We start from the raw sequence: 17476 nt of genomic DNA, 5'->3' as shown, positions 1-17476 counted from the left end.
GGCCCGAGCGACTCGGCCAACTCCACGGCTTGGTGCTTGAACTCATCGGTGTAGCTACGACGGGTGATACGGGACATAAGGGGCCTCCAAGTGCGATCAAAGTATCGCTTCTTGGCGTCCGCTGACGGGGGGCCAGATCAGACACCCCCGCGAACCCAACCCGACCGCCCTCTGACAGATGGCTGTGGCCTGCACCACCCACGGAAAAGAAAAAGAACAGCAGAAGCGGGTCGCGCGCTGCGCTTGCTCGTGTAGAGCCGAGCCTGCGCTCGGCTTCGCGACAGGGCCAGGAAGCAGCCGAGCGTGGGCTCGGCTCTACAAAAAGCAGCCGGCCAAGCTGCTTTTGCTTTTGATCTTCTTTTTTCTTCTCCGTGGGTGGCGGCAGGCACCAGGAATCTGTCAGCGGCCGGGAGGGTGGGTAGGGCGGGGTGTCCGCGGCATGGATGCCGCGGCCAAGCCCCCATGGATGGGTTCACGGCGTCCCCGGCCTACCCACCCTCCCGGCAAGCCCACAGGAAACCGGCTTTCCGCGACCAACCAAACCACCCACGAGGGGCTGCGCCGTTGGCGGGAATCCCCCACGGATTCGTTAGCCGGAAGTTAAGGATCCGTAAGCATTCTGCTGCGATCCCGCAGTCATCTGCATGCAACCGATCGTCATTAGCCTTCGTGACGTTCCAGTCAGGTTCGACGCGGTAAGCTCTCCCTCGATGAGCTCGCAGCATCGCTCATCGAGCGCAGTACGCAGTAGCAATTTGGAGGAAGACATCACATGGCAATCGTTCTTTATGTCGGTGGTAGCAAGGATGGCGAGAAGGGCGTGGTGCCCTACGGCTTCAGCAAATCCCGCGCCGACACCGCGCTGGGGCCGGAGTTCTACACGGAGCGGTTCATGGAACTGCAGGGTGTCGGCAAGGTCCGCCTGATGGCCCTGGAAGGCATGCGTGACGAGATCGTCATGCAGCGCGCCGCCCGCCACTACCGCTGACCTTCGCAACACGCGGCAGGGCGCGCCCACCATCGCGCGCCCGCGCCGGCATCCCAGCCCCGGGCCAGTCCGAGCCCGCTCTTCGCCAGGATGCCGGCGTCCAATCCGGCTACGCCGCTGAACCTTGCGCCCTGTCAATGCCTTGTCCGGCTCCGTCGTGGGTTGCCAGAATGGGGTCTTCCCGTAATGCGGCACAGACCTGAAGCAATGCACGACGCCAAGAACGCCCAGAGCGCGCTCGCCCAGCAGATCGCCCAGACCATCGCCGACGAGATCGGTGCCCAGTCCGCCCAGGTACGCGCCGCCGTCGGCCTGCTCGACGAAGGTGCCAGCGTTCCGTTCATCGCGCGCTACCGCAAGGAAGTGACCGGTGGCCTGGACGACACCCAGCTGCGCAACTTGGAAACCCGGCTGACCTACCTGCGCGAGCTGGAGGACCGTCGCGCGGCGGTGCTGGCCAGCATCGGCGAGCAGGGCAAGCTCAGCGACGAGCTGCGCAATGACATCCTGGCCGCCGATACCAAGAGCCGGCTGGAAGACCTGTACCTGCCGTACAAGCCCAAGCGCCGCACCCGTGCGCAGATCGCCCGCGAGGGCGGCCTGGAGCCGTTGGCCGATGGCCTGCTGGCTGACCCGACGCAGGACCCGCAGACGTTCGCGGCTGCCTTCGTCGACGCCGACAAGGGTGTAGCCGACACCAAGGCCGCGCTGGAAGGCGCGCGCGCGATCCTGATGGAGCGCTGGGGCGAAGACGCCGCGCTGGTCGGTGAACTGCGCACCTGGCTGGGCGAGACCGGCGTGATCCGTGCCCGCGTCGCCGAGGGCAAGGAAACCGAGGGCGCCAAGTACCGCGACTATTTCGAGCATGCCGAGGCGCTGGCGAAGATTCCGTCGCATCGCTTGCTGGCACTGTTCCGTGCGCGCCGCGAGGAGATCCTGTTCCTGGAACTGGACCCGGGCAGCGATGCCGAGGCTGGCCATCAGTACGCCGAAGGACGCGTGGCGCGCAAGGCCGGCATCGCCGACCAGGGCCGTGCCGCCGACCGCTGGCTGCTGGATGCGTGCCGCCTGACCTGGCGCGCCAAGCTGCACACCCATCTACTGCTGGACCTGTTCAACCAGGCCCGCGAAAAGGCCGAAGCCGAAGCCATCGCGGTGTTCGGCGACAACCTGAAGGACCTGTTGCTGGCGGCACCCGCCGGCCCGAAGACCGTGCTCGGACTGGACCCGGGCATCCGCACCGGCTGCAAGATCGCCGTGGTCGATGCCACCGGCAAGCTGGTCGCCACCGACACCATCTACCCGCACGAGCCGCGTCGCCAGTGGGAGCAGTCGCTGCAGACGATCAAGCAGCTGTGCGCCAAGCACAACGTGGAACTGATCGCGATCGGCAACGGCACCGCCAGCCGCGAAACCGACAAGCTGGCTGGTGAAGCGATCAAGGCCGCCGCCAACCCGAAGCTGCAGAAGGTAGTGGTCAGCGAGGCCGGCGCGTCGGTGTACTCGGCGTCCGAGTTCGCGGCCAGGGAGTTCCCGGAGCTGGACGTGTCGCTACGTGGGGCAGTGTCGATTGCCCGCCGCCTGCAGGACCCGCTGGCCGAACTGGTGAAGATCGAACCCAAGGCCATCGGTGTCGGCCAATACCAGCACGATGTTGACCAGTACCGCCTGGCGCGGGCGCTGGACGCACGGGTCGAGGACTGCGTCAATGCCGTGGGCGTATACGTGAACACTGCTTCGGCTGCACTGTTGTCGCGGGTGTCCGGCCTGTCGGCCACGGTGGCCGAGAACATCGTGCGCCACCGTGATGCGAACGGCCCGTTCAAGCGCCGCAAGGACCTGCTGAAGGTCGCGCGCCTGGGCGAGAAGACCTTTGAACAGTGCGCGGGCTTCCTGCGCATTGCCGACGGAGATGAGCCGCTGGATGCTTCGGCGGTACACCCGGAAGCCTACGCGGTGGTCGAGCGCATCGTGGCCAGCACCGCGCGCCCGATCAAGGCGCTGATCGGTGATGGCAGCTTCCTGCGCGGCCTGAAGGCCGAGCAGTTCACCGATGCCACCTTCGGCGTGCCGACCGTGCGTGACATCCTCAAGGAACTGGAGAAGCCGGGCCGAGACCCACGCCCCGAGTTCAAGGCGGCACGCTTCGCCGAGGGCGTCGAGGACATCAAGGACCTGCGCGAGGGCATGGTGCTCGAGGGTGTGGTCAGCAACGTGGCGGCCTTCGGTGCCTTCGTCGATATCGGTGTGCACCAGGACGGTCTGATCCACATTTCGGCCCTGTCCGATACGTTCGTGAAGGACCCGCGCGACGTGGTCAAGGCCGGCGATATCGTCAAGGTGAAGGTGCTGGAGGTGGACGTGGCGCGCAAGCGCATCGCTCTGACCCGGCGCCTGGACGATACCCCCGGGCAAGCCACCAGCCGCCCGGGCCAGCGTGATGAGCGCAGCCATGGGCAGGGGCCGCGCCGCGATGCAGGCGGCCAGAACCGCGGGCCGAACCGGGGCCAAGGCAATGGCGGCCGTCCTGCCGCGTCCGCGCCCCCGGCCAACAACGCCCTGGCCGAGGCCTTCGCCCGCGCCAAGCGCAGCTGAGGACCGTGTTCCCCGTCACGCTTGATTCGTGGCGGGGGACTTGTCGATTTTCCCCGTGATTGCGCACACTTGCGCTTGAGGGGAGGCGTCCGGCCACCCCGCTGTTGCTGGGGAGGGCCATGACGCCAGCACCACCCGTTGCTTGTACCGGCGGCCGCAGCGCTGCGCTGCGGTCGACGCCTGCCCGTGCCGGCAGGAGACCGGATTGATGCCGGGCCAGGGCACCCACGGCAATGGACTGCTGGAGCGCCGCCTGCAGGAGCTGGCGGAAGAGCGTCGCCGCCTGGCGATGATCATCGACGGTACCGCCGCGGGAACCTGGGAATGGAACGTGCAGACCGGCGAGATGCGGGTCAACGCGCGCTGGGCCGAGATCGTCGGTTACCGCCTGGAAGAGCTGGAACCCATCTGCCAGAAGACGTTCCTGAAGCTGGTCCATCCCGATGACATTGCGTTGTCCGATGCTGCGCTGGACGACCATTTCCAAGGGCGCAGCGACAACTACGCCTGCCTGCTGCGCATGCGCCACAGGAACGGCCAGTGGATCTGGATCCAGGACCGTGGCCGCGTCTTTGAATGGGACGGGCAGGGCATGCCGCTGTGGATGGCCGGTGCCCATGCCGACGTCACCGAGCTGCAGCAGGCGAGGCAGGACGCGGCCGAAACCCGCCAACGCCTGCAGGCCGTGGTCGATGCGTCCGATGAGGTAGCGGTGATCGCCACCGATACCGATGGCACCATCACTCTGTTCAACACGGGTGCGGAGCGCCTGCTGGGCTACAGCGCAGCGGAGGTGGTCGGCCAGCGCCGGCTCGATGCGTTCCACGATCCGGGGGAACTGGAAGCCTGGCTGGGGCCGCTGGCCGATGCCGAGGGCAACCTTCCCGACGTGTTCGAAGCGCTCAGTGCTCGCGCTGACGGGCAGACTTACTCGCGGCAGTGGACGTTGCTGCGCAAGGAGGGCCTGCCACGCCAGGTGCGCCTGTCGATCAGCCGCATGGAAGGTGCCGATGGCGCACGCATCGGCTATGTCGGCATGGCCATCGACATCACCGAAATCCTGCAGGCACGGGCCGAAGCGCGGCTGTCGGCGGAAAAGTTCGCAGGTGCGTTCACGTCGGCGGCGTTGGGCATGGCACTGGTGTCGCTGGAGGGGCGTTGGCTGGACGTCAATGATGCGCTGTGCCGGATCCTGGGTTACCCGCGCGAAGAGCTGCTGCAGGTCGACTTCCAGCGCCTGACCCATCCCGATGACCTGCAGACCGACCTGGCCCTGGTGCAGGATCTGCTGGCCGGACGGCGCAGCCATTACCACCTTGAAAAGCGCTATCTCGACCGCGACGGCCGCATCATCTGGGCGCGGCTGTCGGTGTCGCTGGTGCGCAGCGAGCATGGCCAGCCACTGCATTTCGTGTCGCAGATCCAGGACATCACCGCCCAGCGCAGCAGTGAGCAACGGCTGTTCGAGAGCGAACAGCGCAGCCGCATCACCCTGGATGCGGTGGCCGACCTGGTGCTCAGCGTCAACCTTGACGGCCGCATCGACTATGCCAACGCGGCCGCGGTACGCACCCTGGCCGGTGATGGCGCGCTGTCGCTGGCCGGGCACAGGGTGCAGGACGTGCTGGCGCTGACCACCGAGTACGCGCCCGGCTCGGTACTGGATGTGTCGGTACTGCTGGACCCGGAGAGCAACGCGGTGGATCTGCACGCCGACCTGCTGCTGCGCCTGGGCATGGCAACGGTGCCGGTGGACCTGACGCGGGCCTGGCTGCGCGATGACGAGGGCCATGTGCGCGGCGCGGTGTGGGTGCTGCGCGACGACACCCAGCAGCGGGCGCGGCAGCGCGAAGCCCGCCACCTGGCCGAGATCGATCCACTGACCGAACTGAGCAACCGCCGCGGTTTCGAGGTGCACCTGCAGCAGGCGATCACCCGTGTCGAGCGCACCGGGCAGGCCGCGTCGCTGATGTACATCGATCTGGACCGCTTCAAGCCGGTCAACGACACCTGGGGCCACCTGGCCGGCGATGCCGTGCTGTGGGCGGTGGCCAGTGTGCTGAGACATGGTGTGCGTGATTCGGACGTGGTGGCGCGGCTGGGCGGCGACGAGTTCGCGGTGATCCTGTCCGGGTGTACGCCGCGTCGTGCCGCGCGGATCGGCGGTGAACTCCTGCAGACCCTGTCAGCGCTGTCCATTCCGTGGGATCAGCATCGGCTGCGGGTCGGTGCCAGCATCGGCATCGCGCCCCTGGCGGGGGGCATGAGCGTGGACCAGGCAGTGGCCGCTGCCGATGCACAGTGCTACCGGGCCAAGGCGCTGGGGCGCAACAACGTGCAGGTGCAGGGCGAGCTGTCGGGGCTTCCAGGCGACGATGCCGACGCCGCCGAGGACTGATCTCAGCCTGTGAGAGGACGCGCGCGAATACTGCGCGCATCTTCACTCAAGCAGGTGAACCCATGAAGGCCTGGAACCCGGTTGCGGTACGCATGTTCATCCCGGCGCTGGTCGGCTGGTGCCTGGCGCTGGCCACCTGCCTGCGCGCCGAACAGCTGCGCGGGGACCCGCACGCGCAGGCGTTGTTGCCCGTGTTGCAGCAAGGCGCGGTCGCGCTGCTGGTCCTGAGCTTGGCCTGCACGGTTGCGGCCTGCGTGTTGCTGTGGCGGCATGGCCGCGGCGACGGCGGGCGTCTCGCTTCCGGCACTACATCCGTGCGGCGTCCATCAGCAGGACCCGGCACGGTGCGCGCTGGAACGCGTTGATCTGAGGCACCAGACGCTGGAAGTGCTCGCTGGCGCAATGGATATCCAGAGCGTCGCGGTCTGGCCATTGCTCGATGAAGACGAAATGCCCGGGGTCCTTGTGGTCGACGAACAGTTCATAGCCGAGGCAGAGCGGCTCTCGCTGCGTGCATGCGACCAGCTCGCGGTACAGGGGAAGCACGGTGTCCACCGCATCGGGATGGATGAAATCCTCGGCGATCACTTTCAGCATGTCGGCACCTGCAGACGGGCCTTGCAGGATAGTGCCAGCGCATCGCGTGCACCTATCCTGGTCAACGCAATACTGCGTCCGTACTGACCAGCTGCACGTCGTGCATCTGATTGAGGTAGGCCTCGTAGTAGCCCTTGTGCGAGGCACCGACGATGGCCAGCATTCGGCTGCCAGGGTGCAGGCCGAGCACGTCGCGGATGTTGGCGACCATGCGCAGGTTGCGGGTTTCCCAGTAACCGACATACATCCGGCCGAACGCCTTGGAGGACGGCTCGACGAGCGTCGCGCCGAAGTCGCTCTGGTACGCTGCCATCGCTGCCGCCGGGCTGTTGTAATCCCGATACAGCGCCATGACGCCGCCGGGCTTGTCCAGATTGGCCACGAGGCGTTCATCGGCCTCCCGTCGTGCCCGCGAATGCATATTGTTCCAGGCACCGGTGATGGCTGCACTGGCCGCCGCCTCATCCTCGGCCGGTGTGGGAGAATCGGCCGTGTGGTCGTCCACGGCCCACAGCCGTTCATGCCCGAGGCGGGCGGCAACTACGGCGGCGATCAGGCTGGTTTCATTGCGGCGGACCAGGCCTTTGCCGAGGATCTCGACCAGGGCCGGCGTCAGCCCATCGCCGGCTTTGCGCTCGGACGCAGGCAGGCGCAGCCATTGCACCTGCGCCGAGCCGCGTTCGCCCGCTGCCAGGAACAATGCTGCAAGCCGACGACGCTGGGCGGGCATCGGCTCGTCCGGCCAAGTCGCAAGCAGGCGCTCGGCCTGGGCGTTCGCTGCGGGCACGTCCAGGCCGGTGGCAGCCTGCGCAGCGGTGGTGTCGAAGCAGTAGGTGGCCACGCTCTCCGCATAGCGTGCCGGGTAGCGACGCATGGAATCGCACTGGAGGCCGGACAGGTCTTCGGTGGCGATCAGCTCGGGCTTCCAGGCGATCAGTCGCTGCAGCAACGGTTCAAGCAAGGCGGGCTGGAAGGACTTGGGCAGGCCGGACAGGTGGGCGGTGCCCAGTACCAGCACCTCGTTCGGTCGCCCGACAGGCGGCCCCTTCAGCTGGTCCGGCTGAAAGGCGGGCCGATAGGTGGCATCTGCAGCGAGGGCGCCGGTACTGCACAGGCCCAGGATCAGGAAGCTGGCCAAGCGTGGGAACATGCGATCTCCGTGTCAGTGCGCATCCTGCGGTTCGCTGCATGCTGGCCGTTTTCACCTGCCGCGGAATCGCCCGTTGGTCATGCAAACCTTTTGGGCTTGAACTGCATCGTGCCCGGCAAGGCTATGCCCAGCTGGCGCCTGGCGTAACCGCTCGGCGGTGTCCCCGTCGCGCGGGGGCAGAATGTGAAGTACATCGCGATTGTCTACCGCATCCCTGCAGCCGCATCTGAAGTTGCGACGGGCGTCGCGGAATCCGGCTAAAGCCACCGATCGCATCGCCGATATTCCCTCTGGATCCCGCTCCAGTGGCCCGCCGCAGGACCCCAGGCCGTCCCCGATGGGCGGCCCGCGCTGTGTGTTCCGCCACTCCCAAATGCCGATCGCACCCGCAGCAGACGTTCTTGGTAGTCGCTCGAGAGGTGCCGGTTGGCACCTGTAGTCCCTGGCAACTGAAGTTGCCGTCGGGCATCCCGCCCGTCGGGTCGCAACCGCTTACCGGACACCGAGGATCAGACAATGCTCATTCCAGGCTTCACGGCAGGTGCGCAGGCGCCGGCCGAGCTGCATACCCGTTGGTCGCCGTGGCGTGCCCTGTTGGGCGCGCTGGCACCCCAGCACCGCACCGGCACCGAGGCCGTGTCGGATGGCCGTGCCGAGCTGGAAGCCCAGGTTGCGGCGCTGCACCGGGTCCAGGCGGTCATCGAGTTCGCCCTCGATGGCACCATCCTGCAGGCCAACGACAACTTCCTGCAGGCGATGGGCTACCGGCTGGAGGAGATCCAGGGAAAGCATCATTCCCTGTTCGTCGATCCCGAGCAGGCGCGTAGCGCTGCATACCGTGACTTCTGGGCGCGGCTGGGTCGTGGCGAATATGACGCTGGCCAGTACCGGCGTTTCGGCAAGGGCCAGCGCGAGATCTGGATCCAGGCCTCGTACAACCCGGTACTGGATCGGCAGGGGCGTCCCTACAAGGTGGTCAAGTTCGCCACCGACATCACCGCGCAGAAGTTGCAGGCGGCCGACTCGGCCGGGCAGCTGGCGGCGATCGACAAGTCGCAGGCGGTGATCGAGTTCGGTATGGACGGCCGCATCCTGTCGGCCAACGACAACTTCCTGGCCGCCACCGGCTACAGCCTGGACGACGTGCGCGGCCAGCACCACTCGCTGTTCGTCGAGCCCGAGCATCGTGGCAGTGCCGAGTATCGGCAGTTCTGGGAGAAGCTGGGCCGTGGCGAATACGATGCCGGCCAGTACCGGCGCCTCGGCAAGGGCGGGCGCGAGGTCTGGATCCAGGCGTCCTACAATCCGATCCTGGATCTCAATGGGAAGCCGTTCAAGGTCGTCAAGTACGCCACCGACATCACCGCGCAGGTGCATGAGAACCAGGCCATGCAGCGCGCCGTGGCGCAGACCCGTGAAGTGGTGGCGGCCGCCAAGGAGGGCGACCTGACCCGGCGCGTGTCCACCGCCGACAAGAACGGGCCGATCGCCGAGCTGTGCGAAGGTGTGAATTCGCTGGTCGAGGCGATGGCCGCGATCATCGGCCAGATCAAGTTCGCCGCCGACACCATCGCCGTCGGCGCCACCGAGATCGCGCAGGGCAACAGCGATCTGTCGCAGCGCACCGAGCAGCAGGCAGCGTCGCTGGAGGAGACCGCCGTGTCGATGAAGGGCCTGGCCGAGACCGTGCAGCGCACTGCGACCAACGCACGGCAGGCCAGTCAGCTGGCCGGTGGGGCTGCCGATGTCGCTGCGCGCGGCGGCAACGTGGTGCACGAAGTGGTCCAGACCATGGCGGTGATCAACGCATCCTCGCGGCGCATCGTCGATATCATCGGCGTGATCGACGGCATCGCCTTCCAGACCAATATCCTTGCGTTGAACGCGGCGGTGGAGGCGGCGCGTGCGGGCGAACACGGGCGTGGCTTCGCCGTGGTCGCCACCGAGATCCGCGAACTGTCGCAGCGCTCGGCCAGTGCCGCCAAGGAGATCAAGCAACTGATCGATGCGTCGGTGGCCAATGTCGGCGCCGGCACCGCGCAGGTCGAGAGCGCTGGCCGCACCATGGACGAGATCGTGGTCAACGTGCGCCGGGTCAGTGACCTGATGTCGGAGATCAGCACGGCCGCGCAGCAGCAGAGCGACGACATCCAGCAGATGAACCACGCTGTCGATCTGATCGACCAGGGCACCCAGCAGAACGCTGCGCTGGTCGAGGAAGCCTCGGCCGCGGCGCGCAGCATGGAGGAGCAGTCAGCGCAGCTGCTGCAGACCGTGGCCAGCTTCCGCGTGCACGGTGGGGCGGGGAACCTGCATGGCGCGGCGGTGCTGCGCGCGGTCTAGGCCCGGCGGTCGGAGTGCTGTTCCCCGGCCTCGAGCGCCGGGGCAGCATGCACGCAGTTGCGGCCGGCATGCTTTGCCCGGTACAGGGCCTGGTCGGCCCGCTCGACCAGGCCTCGTGGGTCGGCCTGCTCATGCGCGGCCTGCCAGGCTACGCCGACGCTGATGGTCACATGGGCCTCTGCGGCGGGCAGGCGGCGGCTTCCATGGCGGCGCTCGACGCCGCCCAGGCCCAGGGCTTGGGCGGCGTCGGGCGCGGGCAGGGCCGCGATGAACTCCTCGCCGCCGTAGCGGGCCAGCCGCCGCCGGTGCCGATCAACTGGTCGTCGGCGTTTGTGCTCGATCACGCCCGGCAGCGGGAAGTAGTGGGACAGGCGACTGCGTCGGACGCCGAAGGAGGGGCAATCGCGCGGGCAGGGCATGCTGGGGCATGCTTGCCAGTGCCGGCGCTCGGGCCTGGGAAATGCAAAAGGCCAGGTCATGGACCTGGCCTTTGATGCAGTGGTGCCGGTGAAAGGACTCGAACCTTCATGGGGTCACCCCCGGCTGATTTTGAGTCAGCTGCGTATACCATTCCGCCACACCGGCAGGCAGCGTGCGAGTGTAACCGAGGTCGGCAGGCGATGCATAGTAGGAGGGCCTATGAGGGCGGTTCCTGTCGGCATTGGCCCATTGATAGCTATACTCCCAGCGAGCAATTGCCTCCAGGAGCGGTAGCCGATGACAGTGTTGCAGGACCTGAGGGTGCTGGTGGTCGAGAACGACGAAATGAGTGCGGCCCTGCTGCAGATGCAGCTGGTGCACGCCGGTGCGACTGTGGTCGGGCTTGCAGCGAGTGTGTCCGAGGCCCTGCGGCTGCTGGAGCAGAGCACTCCTGACGTGGCCCTGCTGGATTACCGGCTGGCCCGCAACGAGACCAGTGAACCAGTGGCTGCAGCGCTTTCGGCGCGTGGCATTCCGTTCGTGCTGGCCAGCGGGATGCTGGCCGAGCAGCTGCCGGCGCCGATGTCGGCCGGCCTGCTGCTGGTCAAGCCGTACCTGTCGGCCGATCTGTCACGCGCGCTGGCGCGTGCGGTTGGCCGCTCCAGCGTCAAGGCCTGAGCATCCCACTGCGGACCGGCAGGAGGGATATGCTGCCAAGGCCTGAATGCTCAGGCCTACAAGGAGAGTGGCATGAAGAAGTGGATCAAGCGCATGGTTGCTGCGGGTGTCCTTTCGATGACGGTCTTCGGTGGTACGGCGTCTGCCGCATGGTGCGGCCAGCCCTGTTTCCAGCTCTACAAGAGCTGCATCGCACGCGGCGGTGAGGTTGAGCAGTGCCTGCAGGAACAAGCCTTCTGCGAAGAGGCGATGTGCGGCGGCCACCCCTGATCCAGGAACCCCGCCCAGGCGGGGTTTTTCAATTGCGTCCGGCGCTCAGCCCGCTTCCTCGTACACGTAACGGATCTCCTCGCGGTCATCGAGGATGCGGTACTGGCGCGCCAGGTCATCCGGTTCGGGGTTGAGCCAGGCGTCGAGGTGTTCCTTGCGGATCGGCACCACCCCGCGGTCATGCCCGGCAGCGGCGACGTCGCTGGGAGGTGCGTCGGTGATCGTGGCAAACGACAGCAGGCGGCCTTCCGGCCCTTCCCATTCCGCCCAGAGGCAGGCCAGCAGCAGGTCGCGGGGCGGATCGGGACGGAATTCGAGTACCACGTCCTCTTCCTTTTCGTTGGCACCGAGGGTGCGGCCGGCGATGGCGTGGCGGGGCACGTGCTCGTAGAACGCCTGCACCACCACCACGCCATGGCGCACTCCGAACGCACCCCGCCAGTAACCTTCCAGGCTGTCGCGCCGCGCATTGTAGGTACCGGGGTAAAGCACGTCGTTGCGCGCCGGCTTGTCCGGCAGCCGGCACTGGTAGCGCATGGGCTTGATCACGCGCTGGCCGTTCTCGCTGACCATCACCGGTGCGTAGGTGCCTGGGAAAATGCGGTTGTCGCGCGGCAGCAGCTGCACCCGATGCAGGTCTTCCAGCCGGGCCTGTGCGCGCTCGATGCGGTTGCCGGCCACGCGCAGGTCGTTGCGCGCCTTCTGCGTGGGCCGGGTGGCCAGCGTGGCATGGGCAATATCGCGTCGTTCGCGTTGCCGGGCCAGTTCGGCCTCCAGTGCCTGTTGCTCCTGCGCATGCCATTGCTGGATCTTCGCCACGATGTCCCGCCCCTGTTCGGTACGCGCACCGGCGAATCCGTCATCCATCGCCTTAGGGGTCTTCGGCCGTTTCTTGCCCGGATCGTGTGCGTACAGTTCGGCGAAGTCCTCCAGCGACAGGATGGCGCCGAACTCGCGTACCAGTTTGGCGTAGTCAGCGCGGATCAGGGCGGAATAGCACATGGGACTCTGTGGGCCTGGGTCGCAGCGGCTGCGACGTGGATGCGGCAGGATAGCCCGACCCATCCGGAGATGCCGCATGAATGATTCCATCACCTGCCAGTTCCGCGAAGCCGTACCCACGGTCGAGGACTACTGCCAGTTGCGCGTGCTCGCAGGCCTCAGCGCCAAGTCCCGCGAAGCAGCCGCCCGCGCGCTGCCCAATACGCTGTTCGGCGTATGTGCCTACCAGGGCGCTGAGCTGGTGGCGATGGGCCGTATCGTCGGCGATGGCGGCTGCCACCTGCAGGTCTGTGATATCGCGGTACTGCCGCGGTTGCAGGGGCAGGGCCTTGGCAAGGAAGTGATGCGGCGGCTGGACGGCTGGATGCAGGCCAACCTGCCGCCGTCGGCGTACGTCAGCCTGCTGGCCGATGGCGAGGCGCATCGGTTGTACGCGCAGTTTGGTTTCGCACCGACTGCACCGGCATCGATCGGGATGTATCGGCGGTTCTGAGCCGTGGGCGGGGTGAAGCCATCCACGGGCAGGGCGGTTTGATGGCAGGTCGCGGGCAAAGAAAAACCCCGGCCTGAGCCGGGGTTTTCAAGAATTGGCGTCCCCACGGGGATTCGAACCCCGGTCGCCACCGTGAAAGGGTGATGTCCTAGGCCTCTAGACGATGGGGACGCACGAAAACTTCAAGTTGTAGATCCTCCGACGGCCTAATGTCGAAGTGGTGGAGCCAAGCGGGATCGAACCGCTGACCTCCTGCATGCCATGCAGGCGCTCTCCCAGCTGAGCTATGGCCCCATGAAACTCCGGATATCTGCCGTGAGCAGAGTCCGTTTTGAAACTGGCGTCCCCACGGGGATTCGAACCCCGGTCGCCACCGTGAAAGGGTGATGTCCTAGGCCTCTAGACGATGGGGACGCACGAAAAACTTCAAGTTGTAGAACTTTCGACGGCCTAATGTCGAAAGTGGTGGAGCCAAGCGGGATCGAACCGCTGACCTCCTGCATGCCATGCAGGCGCTCTCCCAGCTGAGCTATGGCCCCGTGTTACCGAGCCGCCTATCATACCTGCGTGTTCACGTTTGTGGAAGCTTTTTTTGAACTTTTTTCGTTTCGGTTCAACCTTTGCCACCAAGGGCAGGGGAGCCGCAACGCCACAACCTGAATGCCGGTAGGCGGTGAACAAAAAAGACCCGGTTATCGGCCGGGTCCTCGTTGTTCGTGATGAGTGGCGTCCCCACGGGGATTCGAACCCCGGTCGCCACCGTGAAAGGGTGATGTCCTAGGCCTCTAGACGATGGGGACGCAATTCTCATCAATGTTCTTTAGCGACCTTTCGACGGCCTAATGCCGAAAGATTGGTGGAGCCAAGCGGGATCGAACCGCTGACCTCCTGCATGCCATGCAGGCGCTCTCCCAGCTGAGCTATGGCCCCACGTCGCTGAGGAGCGAAATAATAGCCTTGCCCCAGAGGGTTGGCAAGCATTTGTTGCACTTTTCCTCACGCGCGTTGCGAGGAGGACGACGATCGCACGTACTCAGTCGGCGCCGGCGGTCAGCGCCGCCAGGATCGGGCACTGATCCAGGGTGCCGTGGCCGGGGCAGGCGTCGACCAGCTGTGAGAGCGCGCTGTGCATGCGTTGCAGTTCAGCCATGCGCTGCGCGATGTCCTGCAGGCGGGCCTGCGCCGCGTCGCGCACGCTGCCCATGTCCTGCGGGTGGCGATCACTGAGTGCCAGCAGTTCGGCGATTTGTTCCAGGCTGAAGCCCAGCGTCTTGGCGCGGCGGATGAAGCGCAGCCGGCGCAGGTCCTGCTCCCCGAAGATGCGGTAGCCCCCGGCCGAGCGTGCCGCGGTGGGCAGCAACTGCTGGCGCTCGTAGTAGCGCACGGTATCGATCGGTACGCCGGCCTGGCGCGCCAGTTGACCAATGTTCATGGCGGATTCCTGCGGATGCTGCCGGTCATTCTGAAGCCTTGAGTCCGGTCCAGGGTCAAGCTCCCGGCGCTGACGGCGCATTCAGCGCACTTTGCAACTTTCTTCATAGCCCCGCCGTCGTGGCAGTTCCTACCCTGCGCCTGAACCGGCCGCTGGATGGCCCGCAACGAACCGAGGAGATGCTCTGTGGAAGGATTCAGGAACGAAGGATTCGTAGAGGTCGCGGTGGTCGAGTACCCGGGAGGCGACCCGTCGGCCGCCTCCGTGCTGACCGAAATGGCACATGTCGCCAACCGCCTTGCCCAGCAGCAGCGTCGCCCGTTCAAGCGTGTCCTGGTGACCCGCTGGGTCGTGCCAGCCAGCCAGACCGGCGTGCATCGCATTGCCGGCGCGGAGATGCTCGAGGCGGACATTCCCGCCGTGATCGCCGTGCCTGGCCAGATCAGTCAAGGCGTCTGCCTGCGCGCCGATGAGGTCCTGCTGGATTGGCTGCGCGCGCATTATGATGGCGGCAGTCTGCTGGCAGCTGCCAGCGATGGTGTCAGCATGCTGGCACGCGCCGGTCTGCTTGCCGGGCGCACCGTCAGTGGGCCGGACCTCGGGCGCCATCCGGGCCTGCAGGGGCAGTCGGCCAGCTGGGTGCCCAGTGAGCGCGCGCTGGTCGACGACGGTGATCTGCTGACGGTGGCCGGGTCCCAGGCCTGGCGCTTCCTCGCCCTGCGCCTGCTGTACCGGCTGCACGGTCAAGGCGTAGCGAGTTCCGTGGCGCAGCAGCTGGGGATCACGGTGCCAGCGGCGATCCAGCAGGATCTGGAGCGTTTCAGTGCCAACTTCGCCCACGGCGATCGCGACGTACTGAAGGCGCAACGCTGGCTGCATACCACCGCTGCGCGTGGGGCCACGCTCGGAGCGATCTGCGAGGTTTCCGGACTGGAACCGCGGACTCTGCAGCGGCGCTTCCTGAAGGCCACCGGCCTGCGTCCGATCGAGTATTGCCAGCGGTTGCGTATCGCCAAGGCGCAGACATTGCTGCAGCAGGGGGCGGGTATCGATGAAGTGGCCTGGGGCGTGGGCTATGCAGACCAGAGCGCATTCCGCCGCCTGTTCCTGCGCATTGTCGGAATGACGCCGGCCAACTATCGCCGGCAGGTCAACAACAATCGGCGCGAACGACCGCTGTTGTCGTCGGTGGCGGGCAGCCTGCGCGGGCTGCAACCGGCGCCTGGCATGCAGATGCCGCGCAGCGCGGCCTGAAGCCTGCGGCGGGCGTCGCACTTGCAACCTGGGCGCGACGCTTTGACCATGCAGGCAACGAGATGATGGGACAGGTGGGTTGATGTCGAGTGTTGGACCGGTGCCGATGCCGGTGGTGCTGATCCTGATGTGCGGGCTTATGGCCATGGCGGTGGCCCACCTGTGGCCGCGGCCGAAGGACGGGATGGCAGTGCCTTCCGCGGCCAGCCTGGTCCTGGACATGTTGCTGATCGGCCTGCTGTGTGGACGCATCAGCTTCGTGGCCTTGAACTTCGCGCTCTACCGTGAGGCCACCTGGAGCATCCTGCAGATCACCGACGGTGGGTATCACGTTGCCGTCGTGCTGGTTGCCGGCCTGGCGTGGGGCACCTGGCGGCTGCGGCTGTGGCGCGCGTTGCGTGCGCCGGTGCTGGCGGGGGCGCTGGTGGGTGTGGTGCTGTGGGCGGCGGGCAGCCACCTGCTCGCAGCATGGCAGGAGCGGCGGATGCCGCTGCCGGCGGTCCAGGTGGTCGATCTGCAGGGGCGCAGGATCGACCTGCAGCAGCTCCGTGGCAAACCGGTGGTGCTGAATCTCTGGGCCAGCTGGTGTGGACCTTGCCGTCGCGAGATGCCGGTGCTGGCATCCGCACAGCAGACCCATACTGACGTGCAGTTCGTGTTCCTCAACCAGGGGGAAACCCTGGACGAAGTGAAGGGTTTCATCGCATCCGAACAGCTCCGGCTGGGCAATGTATTGCTGGACGATACCGCGTCGGCGTCAACCGTGCTGGGTGTACAGGCCTATCCGTCGACGCTGTTCTTCGACGCCGAAGGCCGCCTGCGTGAACTGCACCTTGGCGAACTGACGGCGGCGGGTCTTGAACACAAACTGCGCCGGCTGCGGTAGCCTGCGCGGGCATCTCACTACGGAGTTCCCATGTTGTCGACTTCCCTGCGCATCGCTCCGGCGGTGCTGTTGCTGCCGGTCATGCTGGCATTGGCCGCCTGCAGCCAGGCCCAGACCCCGCCGGGCAAGGCGGCAGCGCCGGCAGCGAGCGCTCAGGCCCCAGCGGCGAAAGGCGAGCGCCCCGCAGTGCTGAAAGGCATCGAGAAGCACGGTTTTGAAGTCGTTGCCGAGTTCGATGCGCCGGGTGGCCTGCGTGGATTCGCTGGCGTGGTGGGCGGGCAGCAGCCGGCCGCAGCCTATGTCACCGCCGACGGCAAGCATGTGCTGGTAGGCAGCCTGTTCGATGCCGAGGGCAACGACGTGGCCGCTGAGGCAGTGGAGAAGCTGGTCGCAGCACCGATGTCGGCCAAGATGTGGACCAAGCTGGAGGCCAGTGCCTGGGTGCGTGACGGCAAGGCCGATGCGCCGCGCGTGGTCTATACCTTCAGTGATGCCAACTGCCCGTACTGCCACAAGTTCTGGGAAGCGGCGCGTCCGTGGGTCGACGCCGGCAAGGTGCAGTTGCGCCACATCATGGTCGGCGTGATTCGCGAGGACAGCCCGGCCAAGGCTGCGGCCATCCTGTCTGCGCGTGACCCGAGTGCGGCCTTGCTGGAAAACGAACACCAGTTCGACCGTGGTGGCATCAAGGCCCTGCCGAGCATCAGCCGCGAGATCGCCGGCAAGCTCGATGCCAACCAAGTGCTGATGATTGAAATGGGCTTCCAGGGCACGCCGGGCATCCTGTTCCAGGATGCGCAGGGCCAGGTGCAGCGTCGCGCCGGCCTGCCACAAGGCGCTGACCTGCAGACGGTGCTGGGCCCACGCTGACCGGCACCCATGCCGTGATGCGACACCACAGGCCCGCATGGCAGCATGCGGGCCTGTTGCGTTTGGTCACCTGTGCGGATGATGCAGGCTGCGCACCACC

General features: G+C 66.5%; 16 protein-coding genes and 7 tRNA genes. 11 read left to right on the top strand and 12 right to left on the bottom strand.

The annotated features are described in order from the left end of the window. Positions 1–772 precede the first annotated feature (772 nt). From AC5P66_RS16385 to AC5P66_RS16370, 4 genes are all read left to right on the top strand, one after another. On the top strand, positions 773–988 hold the full coding sequence (locus AC5P66_RS16385; RefSeq protein WP_005410085.1) for a hypothetical protein: 216 nt from the start codon (positions 773–775) through the stop codon (positions 986–988). A 207-nt stretch (positions 989–1195) separates the two neighbouring features. After that, the gene (locus tag AC5P66_RS16380) at positions 1196–3583 is read left to right on the top strand and encodes a Tex family protein (RefSeq protein ID WP_099495728.1); all 2388 of its coding nucleotides are present in this window, start codon (positions 1196–1198) and stop codon (positions 3581–3583) included. Positions 3584–3791: 208 nt separating this feature from the next. Continuing rightward, the gene (locus AC5P66_RS16375; RefSeq protein WP_099495729.1) at positions 3792–5981 is read left to right on the top strand and encodes a PAS domain-containing protein; all 2190 of its coding nucleotides are present in this window, start codon (positions 3792–3794) and stop codon (positions 5979–5981) included. Positions 5982–6043: 62 nt separating this feature from the next. Next, positions 6044–6346: a hypothetical protein gene (locus AC5P66_RS16370; RefSeq protein WP_049435379.1), complete on the top strand. Its 303-nt coding sequence runs from the start codon at positions 6044–6046 to the stop codon at positions 6344–6346. On the opposite strand, the gene AC5P66_RS16365 is transcribed toward AC5P66_RS16370, so the two are convergent. Then, on the bottom strand, positions 6288–6578 hold the full coding sequence (locus tag AC5P66_RS16365; RefSeq protein ID WP_099495730.1) for a putative quinol monooxygenase: 291 nt from the start codon (positions 6576–6578) through the stop codon (positions 6288–6290). The two genes, AC5P66_RS16370 and AC5P66_RS16365, sit on opposite strands and share 59 nt — an antisense overlap. Before the next feature lie 61 nt (positions 6579–6639). Continuing rightward, complete coding sequence (locus tag AC5P66_RS16360; RefSeq protein WP_111096567.1) at positions 6640–7728, bottom strand: DUF5694 domain-containing protein; 1089 nt, start codon at positions 7726–7728, stop codon at positions 6640–6642. 516 nt (positions 7729–8244) lie between these two features. On the opposite strand from AC5P66_RS16360, the gene AC5P66_RS16355 reads away from it, so the two are divergent. Next, positions 8245–10071: a methyl-accepting chemotaxis protein gene (locus tag AC5P66_RS16355; protein WP_099495732.1), complete on the top strand. Its 1827-nt coding sequence runs from the start codon at positions 8245–8247 to the stop codon at positions 10069–10071. Here AC5P66_RS16355 and AC5P66_RS16350 read toward each other — a convergent pair. Both AC5P66_RS16350 and AC5P66_RS16345 read right to left on the bottom strand, forming a co-directional pair. Then, positions 10068–10490 carry a diguanylate cyclase gene (locus AC5P66_RS16350; protein ID WP_258390901.1) on the bottom strand — a complete coding sequence of 141 codons (423 nt, stop codon included), beginning with the start codon at positions 10488–10490 and terminating at the stop codon, positions 10068–10070. The genes AC5P66_RS16355 and AC5P66_RS16350 overlap by 4 nt on opposite strands. Positions 10491–10570: 80 nt before the next feature. Beyond that, positions 10571–10656: transfer RNA gene (locus AC5P66_RS16345), tRNA-Leu, on the bottom strand. 132 nt (positions 10657–10788) lie between these two features. Between AC5P66_RS16345 and AC5P66_RS16340 the strand changes: the two genes are divergently transcribed. Continuing rightward, positions 10789–11169, top strand: a complete 381-nt coding sequence (locus tag AC5P66_RS16340; RefSeq protein WP_099495733.1) for a response regulator — start codon at positions 10789–10791, stop codon at positions 11167–11169. A gap of 72 nt (positions 11170–11241) precedes the next feature. Further along, positions 11242–11439 carry a hypothetical protein gene (locus AC5P66_RS16335; RefSeq protein WP_049412313.1) on the top strand — a complete coding sequence of 66 codons (198 nt, stop codon included), beginning with the start codon at positions 11242–11244 and terminating at the stop codon, positions 11437–11439. Between the two features lie 45 nt (positions 11440–11484). Here the strand turns inward: AC5P66_RS16335 and AC5P66_RS16330 are convergent, their stop codons facing one another. After that, a complete protein-coding gene (locus AC5P66_RS16330) occupies positions 11485–12441 on the bottom strand; it encodes an SOS response-associated peptidase family protein (RefSeq protein ID WP_049438471.1) in 957 nt (318 codons plus the stop codon). A 76-nt stretch (positions 12442–12517) separates the two neighbouring features. Here AC5P66_RS16330 and AC5P66_RS16325 point away from each other — a divergent pair, with 76 nt between their 5' ends. After that, positions 12518–12934: a GNAT family N-acetyltransferase gene (locus AC5P66_RS16325; RefSeq protein WP_049412306.1), complete on the top strand. Its 417-nt coding sequence runs from the start codon at positions 12518–12520 to the stop codon at positions 12932–12934. Positions 12935–13029: 95 nt separating this feature from the next. On the opposite strand, the gene AC5P66_RS16320 is transcribed toward AC5P66_RS16325, so the two are convergent. From AC5P66_RS16320 to AC5P66_RS16290, 7 genes are all read right to left on the bottom strand, one after another. Then, positions 13030–13105 (bottom strand) — tRNA-Glu (locus AC5P66_RS16320). A 47-nt stretch (positions 13106–13152) separates the two neighbouring features. Further along, a tRNA-Ala gene (locus AC5P66_RS16315) sits at positions 13153–13228 on the bottom strand. Positions 13229–13272: 44 nt separating this feature from the next. Continuing rightward, a tRNA-Glu gene (locus AC5P66_RS16310) sits at positions 13273–13348 on the bottom strand. 49 nt (positions 13349–13397) lie between these two features. After that, positions 13398–13473: transfer RNA gene (locus tag AC5P66_RS16305), tRNA-Ala, on the bottom strand. Between the two features lie 185 nt (positions 13474–13658). After that, a tRNA-Glu gene (locus AC5P66_RS16300) sits at positions 13659–13734 on the bottom strand. 54 nt (positions 13735–13788) lie between these two features. Next, positions 13789–13864, bottom strand: a tRNA-Ala gene (locus AC5P66_RS16295). A gap of 103 nt (positions 13865–13967) precedes the next feature. Beyond that, positions 13968–14366, bottom strand: a complete 399-nt coding sequence (locus tag AC5P66_RS16290; RefSeq protein WP_049440400.1) for a heavy metal-responsive transcriptional regulator — start codon at positions 14364–14366, stop codon at positions 13968–13970. A 186-nt stretch (positions 14367–14552) separates the two neighbouring features. On the opposite strand from AC5P66_RS16290, the gene AC5P66_RS16285 reads away from it, so the two are divergent. The 3 genes from AC5P66_RS16285 to dsbG all read left to right on the top strand — a co-directional run bounded on the left by AC5P66_RS16285 (position 14553) and on the right by dsbG (position 17376). Beyond that, positions 14553–15620 (top strand): GlxA family transcriptional regulator, encoded by a 1068-nt coding sequence (locus tag AC5P66_RS16285; protein WP_049415382.1) that lies wholly within the window; start codon positions 14553–14555, stop codon positions 15618–15620. An 82-nt stretch (positions 15621–15702) separates the two neighbouring features. Then, positions 15703–16506, top strand: coding sequence for a redoxin family protein (locus AC5P66_RS16280; RefSeq protein ID WP_099495735.1), 804 nt, complete (start codon positions 15703–15705; stop codon positions 16504–16506). Positions 16507–16536: 30 nt separating this feature from the next. Next, positions 16537–17376 carry a thiol:disulfide interchange protein DsbG gene (gene dsbG / locus AC5P66_RS16275; protein ID WP_049415375.1) on the top strand — a complete coding sequence of 280 codons (840 nt, stop codon included), beginning with the start codon at positions 16537–16539 and terminating at the stop codon, positions 17374–17376. Positions 17377–17476: the final 100 nt, after the last annotated feature.

It is taken from the genome of Stenotrophomonas sp. YJH_SMC_122, from assembly GCF_059369535.1.
This window is presented reverse-complemented; position numbering and strand designations above follow the sequence as displayed.